The sequence below is a fragment of the Pigmentiphaga aceris genome, from assembly GCF_008119665.1.
In the GTDB taxonomy this organism is placed as follows: Bacteria; Pseudomonadota; Gammaproteobacteria; order Burkholderiales; family Burkholderiaceae_B; genus Pigmentiphaga; species Pigmentiphaga aceris.
This window is the reverse complement of sequence record NZ_CP043046.1, coordinates 4,630,743-4,645,752: the sequence shown is the minus strand read 5'-3', so window position 1 is coordinate 4,645,752 and position 15,010 is coordinate 4,630,743. Positions and strand designations below refer to the sequence as shown.

The 15,010-nt window shown below is 60.9% G+C and carries 14 protein-coding genes and 1 tRNA gene; 6 read left to right on the top strand and 9 right to left on the bottom strand.

The genetic code is table 11. The annotated features are described in order from the left end of the window. Window positions 1-11: 11 nt before the first annotated feature. Window positions 12-476, top strand: coding sequence for a c-type cytochrome (locus tag FXN63_RS20160; protein WP_148816941.1), 465 nt, complete (start codon window positions 12-14; stop codon window positions 474-476). Window positions 477-552: 76 nt separating this feature from the next. Here FXN63_RS20160 and FXN63_RS20155 read toward each other — a convergent pair whose 3' ends face one another. From FXN63_RS20155 to queA, 9 genes are all read right to left on the bottom strand, one after another. After that, complete coding sequence (locus FXN63_RS20155; protein WP_148816940.1) at window positions 553-1,233, bottom strand: cytochrome b/b6 domain-containing protein; 681 nt, start codon at window positions 1,231-1,233, stop codon at window positions 553-555. A gap of 80 nt (window positions 1,234-1,313) precedes the next feature. Further along, a complete protein-coding gene (locus tag FXN63_RS20150; RefSeq protein ID WP_148816939.1) occupies window positions 1,314-3,824 on the bottom strand; it encodes a TonB-dependent siderophore receptor in 2,511 nt (836 codons plus the stop codon). Window positions 3,825-3,934: 110 nt separating this feature from the next. Then, window positions 3,935-5,014 carry a FecR family protein gene (locus FXN63_RS20145; protein WP_246164908.1) on the bottom strand — a complete coding sequence of 360 codons (1,080 nt, stop codon included), beginning with the start codon at window positions 5,012-5,014 and terminating at the stop codon, window positions 3,935-3,937. Between the two features lie 120 nt (window positions 5,015-5,134). Beyond that, window positions 5,135-5,653, bottom strand: a complete 519-nt coding sequence (locus tag FXN63_RS20140; RefSeq protein WP_148816937.1) for an RNA polymerase sigma factor — start codon at window positions 5,651-5,653, stop codon at window positions 5,135-5,137. A gap of 298 nt (window positions 5,654-5,951) precedes the next feature. Further along, window positions 5,952-6,893 (bottom strand): protein translocase subunit SecF, encoded by a 942-nt coding sequence (gene secF / locus FXN63_RS20135; RefSeq protein ID WP_148816936.1) that lies wholly within the window; start codon window positions 6,891-6,893, stop codon window positions 5,952-5,954. A 1-nt stretch (window position 6,894) separates the two neighbouring features. Further along, window positions 6,895-8,766, bottom strand: coding sequence for a protein translocase subunit SecD (gene secD, locus FXN63_RS20130; protein WP_148816935.1), 1,872 nt, complete (start codon window positions 8,764-8,766; stop codon window positions 6,895-6,897). 164 nt (window positions 8,767-8,930) lie between these two features. Then, a complete protein-coding gene (gene yajC, locus FXN63_RS20125) occupies window positions 8,931-9,281 on the bottom strand; it encodes a preprotein translocase subunit YajC (protein WP_148816934.1) in 351 nt (116 codons plus the stop codon). A 62-nt stretch (window positions 9,282-9,343) separates the two neighbouring features. Then, window positions 9,344-10,537: a tRNA guanosine(34) transglycosylase Tgt gene (gene tgt, locus FXN63_RS20120; protein WP_148816933.1), complete on the bottom strand. Its 1,194-nt coding sequence runs from the start codon at window positions 10,535-10,537 to the stop codon at window positions 9,344-9,346. Beyond that, complete coding sequence (gene queA, locus FXN63_RS20115) at window positions 10,534-11,706, bottom strand: tRNA preQ1(34) S-adenosylmethionine ribosyltransferase-isomerase QueA (protein WP_425468743.1); 1,173 nt, start codon at window positions 11,704-11,706, stop codon at window positions 10,534-10,536. Before queA ends, tgt begins: the two co-directional genes overlap by 4 nt. 161 nt (window positions 11,707-11,867) lie before the next feature. On the opposite strand from queA, the gene FXN63_RS20110 reads away from it, so the two are divergent. The 5 genes from FXN63_RS20110 (at window position 11,868) to FXN63_RS20090 (ending at window position 15,005) form a co-directional block, all read left to right on the top strand. Next, window positions 11,868-11,952, top strand: a tRNA-Leu gene (locus tag FXN63_RS20110). 100 nt (window positions 11,953-12,052) lie between these two features. Beyond that, a complete protein-coding gene (locus tag FXN63_RS20105; protein ID WP_148816931.1) occupies window positions 12,053-12,487 on the top strand; it encodes an SUKH-3 domain-containing protein in 435 nt (144 codons plus the stop codon). 198 nt (window positions 12,488-12,685) lie between these two features. Then, the gene (locus FXN63_RS20100; RefSeq protein ID WP_148816930.1) at window positions 12,686-13,102 is read left to right on the top strand and encodes a GFA family protein; all 417 of its coding nucleotides are present in this window, start codon (window positions 12,686-12,688) and stop codon (window positions 13,100-13,102) included. Between the two features lie 127 nt (window positions 13,103-13,229). Next, entirely contained in the window at window positions 13,230-14,009 is a 780-nt protein-coding gene (locus FXN63_RS20095; RefSeq protein WP_148816929.1) for an SDR family oxidoreductase, read from the top strand. A gap of 33 nt (window positions 14,010-14,042) precedes the next feature. Further along, window positions 14,043-15,005 carry an alpha/beta hydrolase gene (locus FXN63_RS20090; protein WP_148816928.1) on the top strand — a complete coding sequence of 321 codons (963 nt, stop codon included), beginning with the start codon at window positions 14,043-14,045 and terminating at the stop codon, window positions 15,003-15,005. Window positions 15,006-15,010 lie beyond the last annotated feature (5 nt).

Below are 15,010 nucleotides of genomic sequence, written 5' to 3'. Positions count from 1 at the left end.
AAGGAATGTCGATGAAAAGAACCGCTTATATCCTGACCACGGCCTGTACCTCGCTCTTGCTTGTGCTGGGTGCCACGTCGGCATCGGCGCAGTCCGCGTTTGCGAAGCCTGAAGACGCAATCAAGTACCGCCAATCGGCGCTGTCCGTGCTGGGCACCCAGTTCGGTCGCCTGGCCCCGGTGGTTCGTGAACAGGCACCGTTCGATGCTGCTGCCGTGCAGAAGCAGACGGCCCTGTTGACGCAGCTGGCCGCCTTGCCCTGGGAAGCCTTTGGTCCGGGTACCGAGGGTGGCAAGGCGCGTGACGACGTCTGGAAAGAAACGCCGAAGTTCCAGCAAGCGGCAACCAATATGCAAACCGCCATGGCCAAGCTTGACGATGCTGCCAAGAGCGGCGATCTGGCCCAGGTGAAGGCTGCCTACGGTGCCGTGGGACAAAGCTGCAAGGCGTGCCACGACAGCTTCCGGAATCGTTGATCCGGTTTGAGTAGACGCAGGCTTCTAGCCTGGCTCGATCAAACCCACCATGCCATTGGCTGGTGGGTTTTTTTATTCAGAACCCGCCCGGCCCAAAACGCACAATCGACCACACAATCCCCACCGATACCAGCGCCACCACCAGCCCACGTACCCTGACTGAAGCGTTATCCGGTGTCGACTCGCGGGTATCGCCGGGCAAAGCGGTGTCGTCGCCTGTGATCATCGCGGTCACGATGCGCTTGCGTTGCACCAGCACGTAATACGCTACTGCGGCGATGTGCAGACCGACCAGCCCGATCATGATCCATTCGTTGGAATGATGCAGGCTGGAAATCCAATCCGAGGTCTCTTTCGAGATTCGTGCCACCAGCGGCCCTTCGCTCATGATGTCGTCGTTGGTGAACAGGCCGCTGACCGTCTGAAAGCTGAAGGCCAGCAGCATCGCCACCACTGACAAGGCACCTAGCGGGCTGTGCCCACGCTGGTCGGGCAGGCGGCCACGCAGATACGCCCATACCGTTGCCGGGCCGCGCACGAAGTTGATGAAACGGGCGCGCGGCGGGCCGACAATGCCCCAGATCAGGCGGAACAGAATCAGCGACAGCGCGGCGTAGCCAAACAGGAAGTGGTAGTCGACCCACAGGCCGCCTACCTTGATACAGACGAAGGCACCGATCACACAGGTGGCCAGCAGCCAATGGAAGAGGCGCGTGGGAAGGTCCCACACGCGAATGCGTTTGCCTGAAACGGACATGCTTGGTCTTCCAGCGGGAAAACCCAGAGCATAGAAAAAAGCGCCCGGGTGCGGGCGCTTTTTTTAAGACTTAGTTCAGATCAGAAGCGGCCGCGCAGGGTCAGCATGGCTGTGCGAGGCGTACCGTAGAAGCTGCCGTAGTCGAGCGTGCCAATGGTGCTGTAGTACCGCTTGTCGAACAGGTTGTTCACGTTCAACGACGCCGTCCACCGGCTGTTGATCGTGTAATCGAGGTGGGCGCTCGCCAGAATGTAGCCACGCTGGATGAAGCGGTATGGGGCGGTCTGGTTGCTGACCGTGCCATCGCCATTTCGCACATACGCGAAATCGTTCACAAAGGTCTTGCTTTGCGCGGTGATGCCGCCGCCAAGCTTCCAGCGGCTCAGGGAACCCTGGAGACGATACGAGGCAAAAGCCTTGACCAAGTGCTCGGGGTTCAGGCCATTGAAGCGCGGTTGCCCCGCCGCGTTTTCGTTGCGGTTGTCGTTGTAGCTGTAGCTCAGCGAGACGTGCAGGTCACGAAGGGGTTCGCCGCTCAGCTCGGCATCGAAGCCCTCGCTTACCACCTGACCCGTGCCCAGGTAGCAGCAGCTACTGCCCATCGGACCATTGCTGGCGCGGTAGTTGGGGTCGCGTACGGCTTCGCCCTCTCTATTGATGCGATAGAAGGCAAACGCACTTTGCAGTCGTCCTCCCAGATGACTGCCCTTGACGCCGACTTCGTAATTCCTGCCGGTGATCGGATCCAGCGGACGTCCAGGTTCCGGTCCCGCCAGGGAGCTGGCTTGGGACTTGAAGGTCTCAGCCAGACTGGCGTAGGCAGTCCAGGTCTGGTTTAGGTCGTAGGTCGCAGCCAGGTAGGGAGTGAAGACATTCTCATCGCGGTAGTCGGTGATTGAGGTACTCGTCGGTGTGCCGCTGGCGTTCACGCTGTTGAATTCAAAGCGGTAGTGATAACGGCTCAGGCGGCCGCCTGCGATGAGGTGCAAGGGATCCGTGACGTGAAACCGGACCGATCCGTAGATGCCGGCCTGTTGCTGAGGCAGACTGTATCGCCGGTACATCGTCATCGGAGACGACGGCTGACGGTAATCGTAGGGGTCGAACGCGTAGATGTTGGGAATCCTTGCGGTGACATAGGGCTCGTGCCGCAGGAAATCCGTGTCCAGTTTAAAGCGTGACCAGTCGGCACCGAGTATCACGTCATGCTGGCGTCCAAGCAGCCCGAAGCGGCCTTTCAGGGATGCATCCAACGAGCTGTTTTGCCACGTCTCGTTCTGGAGGTTGGTGCCATTGCTGTAGGTGCCGTAACCGGTGTTCAGGTTCGGGGCACCGAAGAAATAGTGGTCGTATCGATCCTGCGTGGCGCGCTCGTGGTTCACGGCCAGGTCCAGCCGCCAGTCTTCGTTGAAACGATGGGCGACTTGCCCGAAGACCGTCTTGATACTTTTGTCAGCGTGGTCATTGGCACCGCTGAGGAAGATAGTATGCGGCAGTCTGAGGTCTTCACCGGTGCTGGCACGGGGCAGGCCGTAACCCTGGACGGACGAGTCGCGTTTGACGTAGCTGGCACCCAGGGTCACGGTAGTGTCAGGCGTCAGGTCGGCTTCCAGAATGCCGTACGCTAAGGTACGTTCGCTCTCGGCCACGTCGAAGAAGAAACGCTTGTCTTCGCGGGCCAGGACGGCACGACCGCGTATGCGACCGTCCTCGGTCAAAGGCCCGCTCACATCAATGTCGGCACGTTTGAAGTTGTAGCTTCCATACTGGGCTTGAACAATCGTCTGGGTTTCACGGGTGGGACGCTTGCGCACCAGATTGATGACACCGCCAGGCTCGCCGTTGCCGCCGAACAGACCGTCGGCACCCCGCAGCACTTCCACGCGGTCGTAGAACGCCATGTCGTTGTCGATGCCGTAACCGCGATCGACGCCTGCCCCGCCGTCCACCCGCATGTTGGTCATGCCGACCTCGAAACCGCGTGCAAGCGCCCGGTCGGTCAGCATGGCACCCTGGAAGCCGGTCACGCCCGGCATGGCCTTGAGGGCGTCAGGCAGCGTCGTCAGGCCCAAATCCTCGATCTGCTGGCGGGTGACCACCGACACGGACTGCGGCACCTCGCGCAGAGACAGGCCCATCTTGCTGCCGACGGTCGAGGACTGGGCGACATACGAACCTGTGCCCTCAGTCGCATCGTCGTGACCAACTGGCGCGGTGACCGTCACCGGCGCAAGCGTGGCCGGGCCAGTCTGCGGTGCCTGCTGCACGGTCAGCACGCCGTTGCTGATGGTGCCAACCAGGCCCGTTCCCGCCAACAGTCGATCCAGCGCTTGCCGGGCAGTCATCGATCCCTGGATGGCGGGTGCCGTCTTGCCGGCAACGAGCACATGCGAAAACGCCACGGAGGACATGCCGAGGGCGGCACCCAGTTCGTTCAGCGCATCGCCCAGCGGCTGTGCGGCAATAGAAAGAGCAATGGGCCGTGCGTCCGTGATGGCTTGCGCGTGAGCCAATGCGGGCACGGACAGCGCCAGGGCAATGGCAAGCGCCAGCGGCGCTGGGTGGAAACGAGTGGACTGCGGGTAACGCATGAAGGTGGCTTCCTTGGATGGCAAAGAGAACGAAAACAATTCCCACTACCGTTAAAGACGCACACCCCCCTGAAACGGACACCTCGGTCGGCTAAATTTTTTTGATGTCTTCAACGCGTGCCAACGACTTCCCGTTTGCCATCGTCGCGAGGCCTGAGTTTCACCGGCAGGATGCGCGGAAGTACCTGGGCCAGGGTATCGGGGCGGGCGATCTCGAAGCTGCCGCCCAGGCGCAGATCGGCCACCTTCGGGTCCGTGACCACCAGGCCGGTGGGGCCGTAACGCTCCATCTCTTCGATGGCGCGGGACAGCGGGGTATCGGAGAAGCGCAGTTGTCCCTTGCGCCACGGCGCCACGCTGGAGACCGGTACGGCAGCCACCTCGCCGACGATCCCGTTTGCGGTGACCTGAACCGCCTGGCCGGCACCCAGCATCGTTCCGATGCGCGTGGCGAGGGAGGTGGTGCCATCGACTGCCACCCGGCCTTCCTCGACGGCAACTTCCACGGTGCCCGCCTTGCTGCCGGTGGTGTCGTAACGCACCGAAAAACGGGTACCGACGACGGTGATGCTGGCGGGGCCGGCCAGTACGCGGAAGGGCTTGGCCGGGTTTGGTGAGACCGTGAACATCATCTGGCCCTCGTCCAGGCGGACTTCGCGTCGGTCCCGGTACAGGGCGACTTCGGCTCGTGTCTTCACATCCAGCACCAGTTCGCTGCCGTCCGGCAAGGTGGTGGTGATGCGCTGCCCCGCCTGGGTGGCGTAGTGCTGCGTGAAGCTTGGCTCGTGCCACAAATGCCAGCCAATGCCCGCAGACAGGAGCAGCAAGCATCCCAGCACGAGTGCAGCCGGGCTGGGCATGAGCCAGGCCAGGCGCGACCGCGCAGGTCGACGATTGGTGCGCGGCCGAGTCGTGGCAGGAATGTCTGTGGGGGCATCTGCCGAGGCGACGGACTCAGGCAACGATTGCGCGCGGCGCTGCGCAGCTTGCTCGTCCCCCAGGCTGCGCAAGACGGTGAAGCCCTGGTCCAACTGACGGTAGGCATTCAGATGGGCTGGGTCGGCAGCCAGCCATTGCTGGAATTGCGCCTCATCAGTGGCGTCGAGCCCATCTTCCCGGCGGGTATGCCACTCGGCCGCCGCCGCGATCGCCGGATCGAGCGTGCGCATGAAGGCGTCGTGCTCGCGCATCTCCCGCTCCTCATCGAATGAGGCGTCGGGGCGCGCAACTGGGGGCGTGGGATGACTCATCTCAGGAATGGAAGCGCACAGGTCCGGTCGAACGGACACCTGAAGAAACGCGATAGTGGCTCATGGTTTCGGCTTGTCGGCATTTTCCGTGGCAGCCAGCGCTTGCCTGCATGTTTCACACACGGCTTTGGCACGGGTCACATATTGCTTGACCATGCTGAGCGACACGCCCATCCGGTCGGCGATCTCCTGCTTGGACAGACCATCGAACACATACAGGCTGAAAGCTTCCCGGCAGCGGGGCGGCAAGGTGTCGATGGCCTGGAGATAAGCCTGTACCGCCTGCGAAGATGCGTAGGCTTCTTCTGGCTGCAGGTGACGCGGCCCGGCGGGATGGCTGAGGTCGTCAAGGTCGTCGAGGCTGTCGGCTTGTCGCACAGCCGTGCGGCGGTCCAGATCGATTTTGGCGGTGGTGGCAACTTGGCGCAACAAGGCCGCTGGACTGAGGATGGCCTGACCAGCCTGCTGCATCTTGAGCACACGTGCGAAGCTCTCCTGCGCCAGATCGGCCGCGGTGTCGCGGTCTCTGGCCTTGCGCAGGCAGAAGTTCAGCAAGTCTCGGTAATAGCGGGTCAGCACAGTCCGGCCACGGTCTTAAACAACAGGCCTTCCCAGGCAGGGCTGTGTCCAGACTGACAAATCAAGGAAACCGGAATCTTACCTTGTGATGAGAATGCGTCCCACTCTTGAAATGCATCATCGCCGGTTCAGGGCCTTCCCCAAGCTGAAATGAAAAACGGGCTGGTTCCGATACAAACCCGGAACCAGCCCGTTCGATCCAGCGGAGCACCCCCTGATTTTGGAGGGGGCTGTCCTGGTGGGGTCTTCTACGGCAAGTCGGCAAACGGCGCGTGGCGCACGCTTGCCGCGACCGACATCAGCCGACCACTTCGCCGCCTTTCTCGCCTTCCTTCTTCACCGGCTTGATCATGTCTTCGCGGGTCACGCCCAGCCACATCGCGATGGATGCCGCCACGAACACCGACGAATAGATACCGAACCAGATGCCGATGGTGATGGCCATTGAGAAGTAGTGCAGGGTCGGACCGCCGAAGAACAGCATGGCCAGGATCATCAACTGGGTCGAGCCGTGGGTGATGATCGTGCGCGAGATCGTGGCGGTAATAGCGCTGTCGATCACTTCCTTCACGCTGGCCTTGCGGTACTTGCGGAAGTTTTCACGGATACGATCCATGATCACCACCGACTCGTTCACCGAGTAGCCCAGCACCGCCAGAATGGCCGCCAGCACCGGCAACGAGAACTCCCACTGGAAGAACGCGAAGAAGCCCAGAATGATCACCACGTCGTGCAGGTTGGCGACCACGCCGGCCAGTGCGAACTTCCACTCGAAGCGGAAGGCCAGGTAGATCACGATGCCGATCACCACGAAGGCAAGCGCCATCAGGCCGTCATGTGCCAGTTCCTTGCCGATCTGCGGGCCGACGAATTCCACGCGGCGCAGTTCCACCGTTGGATCCGCGACCTTCAGAGCAGCCAGCACTTCCTGGCTTTGCGTGGCGGATTCCTTGCCCGCCTGAATCGGCAGGCGAATCATCACGTCGCGCGAGGTGCCGAAGTTCTGCACCTGGAAGTCGCTGTAGCCCTGGCCCGAGATCACCGTGCGGACTTTGTCCAGCTCGGGAGCCTGCGGGTAGGCCACTTCCATCACCGTGCCACCGGTGAACTCGATGGACAGGTGGAAGCCCTTGGTGGCGATGAAGAAGACGGCGGCCAGGAAGGTGACCAGGCTGATCAGGTTCAGGATCAGCGCATACCGCATGAACGGTATGGTCTTTCGAATGCGGAAAAATTCCATGTCAGACCTTAGTGGGTTTCCAGACGGTGCCGATCGACAGCTTCGTCAGCTTCTTCTTGCGGCCGTACCAGAGGTTGGCCATGGCGCGGAAGACCATCACAGACGTGAACATCGAGGTAGCGATACCGATGCAATGGACCACCGCGAAGCCGCGCACCGGGCCGGAGCCGAAGGCAAGCAGCGCCACACCGGCGATCAGCGTGGTGATGTTGGAGTCCAGAATCGTGCCCCACGCGCGGTCAAAGCCAAGGTGGATGGCCTGCTGCGGCGTTACCCCGTTGCGCAGTTCCTCGCGGATACGTTCGTTGATCAGCACGTTGGAGTCGATGGCCATGCCCAGCGTGAAGGCAATAGCCGCGATACCCGGCAGCGTCAGCGTGGCTTGCAGCATCGACAGCACGGCCAGCAGCATCAACAGGTTGACCGACAGCGCAATGGCCGAGAACACACCGAACAGCATGTAGTAGACGATGATGAAGACCGACACGGCGATGAAGCCGTACATCGTGGCGTCAAAGCCCTTCTTGATGTTGTCGGCACCCAGGCTCGGGCCAATGGTGCGTTCTTCGATGATCTCCATCGGCGCAGCAAGCGAACCTGCGCGCAGCAGCAGTGCGGTGTCGCTAGCTTCAGCCGAGGTCATGCTGCCGGAAATCTGCACGCGACCACCAGCGATTTCGCCACGGATCACAGGAGCCGTCACCACTTCGCCCTTGCCCTTCTCGAACAGCAGAATGGCCATGCGCTTGTTGACGTTGTCGCGGGTCACGTCGCGGAAGATGCGCGAACCCTTGGCGTCGAGCGTCAGGTGAACAGCGGGCTGCTGGCTCTGGCTGTCGAAGCCGGCCTGGGCATCCTGCAGGTTTTCACCGGTCAGCACAATCTGACGACGCACCAGTACCGGACGGCCATCACGTTCGCTGTAGCGCTCCAGGCCAAACGGCACGGTGCCGCCCGCCAATGCGGCCTGGGCTTCAGGTGAATCGTCGACCAGACGCACTTCCAGCGTGGCGGTACGGCCCAGGATGTCCTTGGCCTTGGCCACGTCCTGCACGCCCGGCAACTGCACCACGATACGATCGGCACCTTGCTGCTGGATGATCGGCTCGGCCACGCCGAGTTCGTTGATCCGGTTGTGCAAGGTGGTGATGTTCTGGCGCAGTGCGCTGTCTTGCGCGGCCTTCACGGACGCTGCGGTCAGCGAGCCGATCAGCTTGAAGTCGGTGCCAGCATTTTGCTCGACCACTTGCAGGTCGGGCAGGTTGTCACGCAGCACGTCACGGGCACGACCACGCGAGTCGTCGTCACGGAACACGATTTCGATCGTGTCGCCAACGCGGTTGATGCCGGCGTTGCGCACGTTCTTGTCGCGCAGTTGCGTGCGAATGTCGCTGGTCAGGGAGTCATAACGCTTGGTCAGCGCGCCCTTCATGTCGACTTGCAGCAGGAAGTGCACACCACCACGCAGATCCAGACCAAGGTACATCGGCAGCGCATGGATGGCGGTCAACCAGGACGGCGAAGCCGACAGCAGGTTCAGCGCCACGATGTAGCTGGGGTCAGTCGGATTCGGGTTCAGCTCGCGCTCAAGCAAGTCCTTGGCACGCAGCTGGGCGTCGGTGTTCTGAAGGCGGGCACGCACCGTGCCAACCGGGCCATTCTGGTCGAAATACAAACCGGTGTTGGTCAGCTTCGCGGCGTCGAGGATCTGTCCGACGCGCGTCATCATTGCCGGATCGACCTTGACGGTTGTCTTGGCGCTGGACACCTGGACCGCGGGCGACTCACCGAAGAAATTCGGCAGCGTGTAAAGGATGCTGATCACGACCGCCACGGCGATCATGATGTACTTCCAAAGGGGATAGCGATTCATGTGTCATCCAGATTCGGAAACGCCCACGATCGGCGCGCCGACAAACACGAGAAGGGCCCGGGCATTGCACGGGCCCTTCGAACGAAGGGGCCGGACAAGCCGGCCCGCCTCTTTAAGCGTGCACGGGCAGCCATGACGATTCGTCAGGCTGCCACCGCAGTCGATTACAGGGTCTTCAGCGTGCCCTTGGGCAACACGGTAGCCACAGCAGCCTTCTGCACCACGATTTCGACCGGCTTGTTCTCGTCGCGGCCGATGTCGAGCGTGATGAATGCATCGCTAACCTTGGTAATGCGGCCAGCCAGACCACCAGCGGCAATGACTTCTTCGCCCTTGGCGAGCGCGGCGATCAGGGCCTTCTGTTCCTTCTGACGCTTCATCTGCGGACGAATCATCAGGAAATACAGCACAACGAACATCAGGGCGATGGGCAACATGCCCATCAGCGCGCTTTCGCCGCCGGCGGCAGGCGCCGCTTGAGCAACGACCGCGCCGAGCGTGGAAGAAATCGACATTTTGTCTCCGTAATCAATGACTTGCGTCTAGTTAAGCGTGGGATTGTAGCTGACCGTAAGCGCTAGACACCACGCGCACGATCTGCCGCGAAAGCAGCGCGCCAGGCAGCGAAGGTACCGCCACCGATCGCGTCTCGCATCTGCTGCATCAGATCCAGGTAGAAATACAGGTTGTGGATCGTATTCAACCGCGCGCCGAGGATCTCGTTCGAGCGGAACAGATGATGCAGGTAACTGCGAGTGAAATTCCGACACGTATAGCAGCCACAAGTTTCATCCAGCGGTGCCATATCTGCGCGATATCGCGCATTTCGGATCTTCACATCGCCAAAACGGGTGAACAGCCAGCCGTTGCGGGCATTGCGGGTGGGCATCACGCAGTCGAACATGTCGATGCCCTTGGTCACGCCTTCGACCAGGTCTTCCGGCGTACCCACGCCCATCAGGTAGCGCGGGGCGTTCTGCGGCAGCTTCGGACCGACATGGTCCAGGATGCGCAGCATGTCTTCCTTGGGCTCACCCACCGACAGACCGCCGATGGCATAGCCATGGAAACCGATATCGGTCAGCCCGGCCAGCGATTCGTCGCGCAGCGGCTCGTACATGCCGCCCTGCACGATACCGAACAAGGCATTGGGATTCTCCAGACGATTGAACTCGTCCTTGGAACGCTGCGCCCAGCGCATCGACATGCGCATCGATTTCGCCGCTTCCTCGGTCGTGGCCGGACGGTCACCCACCATATATGGGGTGCACTCGTCGAACACCATGGCGATGTCGGAATTCAGGCTGCGCTGAATGCGCATCGATTCTTCCGGCGTCAGGAACAGACGCGTGCCGTCGATGGGGGAGGCGAACTTCACGCCTTCTTCCGTGATCTTGCGCAGGCCTTCCAGGCTGAACACCTGGAAACCGCCCGAATCCGTCAGGATCGGCTTGTTCCATTGCATGAACCCATGCAGGCCCTTGTGGGCGTCCATGATTTCCGTGCCCGGACGCAGCCACAGGTGGAAAGTATTGCCCAGCACGATCTGCGAGCCGATCTCGACCAGCTCGTTCGGGGCCATGGCCTTGACCGTGCCGTAGGTGCCGACCGGCATGAAGATGGGGGTCTCGACCACACCGTGATTGAGCGTCATGCGCCCGCGGCGGGCCAGGCCGTCAGTGGCCAGCAGTTCGAAACTCAGACCGTTGGTTGGCGCGTTGCCGGCCTTGTTCTCGTTGTCGTTTGTTAGACCGTTCGTCAGACCGTTCATGCTTGTCCTGCAGAAGTTTGGGGCGCAATCAGAGGGCGCTCGATCAGCATGGCATCGCCATAGCTGAAGAAACGGTAGCGCTCGGCCACCGCATGCGCGTAGGCAGCCTTGACTGCATCGGTACCAGCCAAGGCGGAGATCAACATCATCAACGTCGACTTGGGCAGGTGGAAGTTCGTGACCATCGCGTCGATCACGTGGAAAGTGAAGCCAGGAGTGATGAACAGACGCGTATCACCAGACTGCGCGTCCAGCGTGGCGGGCGGGCGGGGGAGGGTGCTCGTCCCGTCCAAGGCGGGATGGGCAGCAACGCTTGCGCGCGTTTTCGCCGTTGCGGTCGCAGCCGATTCCAGTGCACGAACGCTGGTCGTGCCAACCGCGATCACCCGACCGCCAGCAGCACGGGCAGCATTGATCGCATCGACGGTTTCCTGCGTGACCGTATACAGCTCGCTGTGCATCACGTGTTCAGTCAGATTCTGCACACGAACCGGCAGGAAGGTGCCTGCGCCCACGTGCAGCGTCACAAACGCCGTGTTCACGCCCTGCGCCTTCAGCGTGGCCAGCATATCCGCGTCGAAATGCAAACCTGCGGTCGGGGCCGCAATCGCGCCCGGCTCACGGGCATACACCGTCTGATAACGCGCATCGTCGCCTTGGTCGGGCGTGTGCGTAATGTAAGGAGGCAAGGGCGTCTGGCCGTGCTTTTCCAGCAATTCCAGCACCGGGCCTGCAAAACGCAAATCGAACAGATCGCCGCCATCGCCGGCGCGGCCCAGCACCGTGGCGTCGAACGCATTCGACAGACGCAGACGCGCCCCCGCCTTGGGCGACTTGCTGGCGCGCATGTGTACCAGGGCACGGTCCGTCTCGACAATGCGCTCCACCAGGATCTCGACCTTGCCGCCGCTGGATTTCTCCCCGAACAGGCGTGCCTTGATCACGCGGGTGTCGTTGAACACCAGCAAATCGTTCGGGCGAAGCAGAGACGGCAGATCGGCGAACTGGCGATCATGCAGCAGGCTCGCGGGGTCAAGGTGCAGCAGGCGGCTGGCCCTACGCTCCACAGCGGGCGCTTGGGCGATCAGCTCCGGCGGCAGGACATAGTCGAAATCGTCAACGGTAAGGCCAGGCACGGCAGCAGAATCCTGAGAAAAGCCGGCAATGATACCGCTTCAATGCGTTCGGCGTGACGAAGTGGCAAATTCATGCTTATAATGCGTGGCTTCACGGGGTGCGCAACAACGCATCTCAGCAGTTGGTGGTGGCAGTAGGTGGCTTACAAACCTATGGCCTGGACTTGGTTCCGAACCGTCAATGACTGCAACCTGCCCGGGTGGTGAAATTGGTAGACGCAGGGGACTCAAAATCCCCCGCCGCAAGGCGTGCCGGTTCGATTCCGGCCTCGGGCACCAAATTTGAAAAGCCGCTAGCTCTCACGAGTTAGCGGCTTTTTTCTTGCGGTTTTTCTTTGTGATGGCTGTTTGATTTGGCCCCAAACCCGAGACCCAACCAATGACCCCCATCCCCTCAAGCATTCGCCCCTTGTTCGAAAACGCCGGCTTCAGCCGCGAGTCTTGCAATGTGCTGGGCGCAGGCCATACCGCCGCTGACATTGCCCAGTCAATTTTCCGTGAGTTCGGCGGACTGGAAGTGGGGCAGTGCGGGCGAGGGGAAGAGATGGCAAGCAGCGACGTGTGCTTTTTCTCTGCGCCTCACACGGATCAACACGAGGAAGTCGCTGACTGGCATAAGTCCTTGCCATCGCTGTTTGCTGTGGCCGAAGCTCACCACAATCACATGATGGTGCTGGTTGCCGATGGCGGTGCGTACTATTTCTATACCTACCCGGACGGCAAGCTCTACCTGGGCGGACATTCCTTTATTGCAGCAATGGAGTGCTTGCTGCTTGGCAGACGACTTGGTTCTGCTATTGACGAAGACGCGTGAAGCCCGCGTCTGGTGATCCCGCCAGGGGCGCGTGGCGATGTTGTATCTGCAAGTCGCAATAAATAATCGTGTCGATTCTCTGTTTTCAATTCCTTGATCAGCCCGGCGCGGCAGGCGTCGGCTCGCAAGGGTTCGTACCGTATGTATGGCATCCAATCAGAGATAAGATTCTGCTTAATCTCTACTAGGAATATGTATATGAATGGTCATTGTTTATGCGGTGCGGTCAGCTTCTCCGCAGCTCAAGCAAAAGAAATCGGGGCCTGCCATTGTGGTTTTTGCCGCAGGTGGGGCGGTGGGCCTTTGCTTGCTGCGCATTGCGGGCCAAACGTTACATTCAATGGAACCGATCAGATCGCTGTCTACGCTTCTTCGGAGTGGGCAGAGCGGGCCTTTTGCAAGCAATGCGGAACCCATCTGTACTACAAGCTGCTGGCAACGGGGGAATACTTCGTTCCTGCCGGGGCATTCGAATCCGACGATTTTGAAATTGCGACGCAGATATACATCGACAAGAAACCTGCGTATTACGCATTAGCTAATAAGACGCCAATGCTTACCGAGCAGCAGGTGATTGAGCAATATGCGCCACCAAGTGGTGATGCCAAAATCTGAGGTCAGGCCTGATGCTCATAGAATAATAAAAACACCGCGTAAAACCGATATTCAGGCTTAAGCGCGCTTGGCAAGTCTGTCGGTTTTGCCTAAGCTTCATGACCGTAGTTTGCCGGCATGAAACGACATGGATTTGAATATCGCAGGGCGTCGCGCCCTGGTTACTGGCGCGAGCAAGGGCTTGGGAAGAAGTTGTGCGTATGCCTTGGCGCGCGCAGGGGTTGAGCTCACCATCGTGGCGCGCGATGCGCAGACTTTGCAAGACACCGCCAATGCCATCCGCAACGATACCGGGGCAACTGTGCACATCGTTGCCGCCGACGTCACCAGCCCGGATGGCCGAGCCGCCGTGCTGGGTGCCTGCCCAAACCCCGACATCCTGGTGAACAACGCTGGCGGCAAGCCGCCGGGCGACTTCCGCAACTGGAATCGGGACGACTGGATCAGCGGCATCGATCTGATGATGCTGGCCCCCATCGAGATGATTCGCGGCACCTTCGATGGCATGGCCGAACGCGGCTTCGGCCGTATCGTGAACATCGTGTCGCGCAGCGTGAAGGCGGCCCACGCCGAACTGGGGTTGTCGAACGCCGCGCGTTCCGGGCTGGTGGGGTTCGTTGCCGGCATTGCCCGCCAGCATGCGCATCGCAATGTGACCGTGAACAATCTGCTGCCCGGCATCTTTGCCACGGGCGCGCAGATTCATCACGTCGAAAAACTTGCCGAGGAAGGCAAGGAATCCTTCGACACGATCTGGCAGCGTCGCGCAGACGGCAACCCCAGCAAGCGTTTCGGCGACCCGGACGAACTGGGCAATTACTGCGCGTTCTTGTGCTCTGCGCACGCCGGCTTCATCACCGGCCAGAATCTGTTGATCGACGGCGGCGACTATCGCGGCACGTTCTGAATCCACATTTTCCATCTTTCCAAGGCTCACGCTATGAATCAACAGGCAGACACCACCGTGCCTACACTCGCTCCCGAGGTGAAAGAGGCGCAGGCACAGGTCAAGGCAGCAGGTATTGCTGCATCGAACGTGCTGACCCAGCCGCTGGCCGAGTCGCGCGAAACCAATCGAATTTTCCAGCGTTTTCTGAACGAACCGGTGCCTGACGTTGGCCGCATCGTCGAGCATGAACTGACGCACCTGGCGCATCCGGTGAAGGTGCGTTTGTATTACCCCGCATCAACCGCAAGTGCTGCGTTGCCTGCCTATCTGCACGTGCATGGCGGCGGGTTTGCGCAGGGCGATATCAACAGCCTGGATCGCTGGAAGCGCGAAATCGCCAACGATGCGGGCATCGTCACGGTAGGACTTGAATATGCGCTGTCGCCCGAGGCGCGTTATCCGGTGGCGATCGAGCAGGTCATTGGCGCATTGAAATGGTTGCGCGATCAGGCAGATGTGCTGGGTCTGGATGCCGAGCGCATTGCGGTCGGCGGTGATTCGGCAGGTGGCAATCTGGCGCTCAATGCCTTGCTGCGCCTGCGCGACGAGGCCGATGCGTTTGTGAAGACCGGCGTCATCGTTTACGGCATGTTGTCGGCCAATCACGATTCTGATTCGCACCGGGATCTGGGCGACGGGCGTTTCGGCTTGTCCACCGAGAAACTGAACTGGTTCTGGGATCAATACACCGACAGCCGGCAAGATCCCGGCGTGGCACCGCTGTACGCAGACGTGAGCAATCTACCGCCGCTGTTGCTGCTGGCGGCGGCGCTCGATCCTTTGTTGGATGACACCTTGAATCTGACCAAGCGACTTGGGTCGGCCGGTCAAAAAATCGTGCCGCGCGTGTATCCTGGCGTGCCGCACGGGTTCATTGCCATGACACGCATCCTGCCGCAGGCACGCCAGGCGCGCGATGATGTGGTCGCGCACCTCAAGCAGCACCTGGCCTAAGCGCG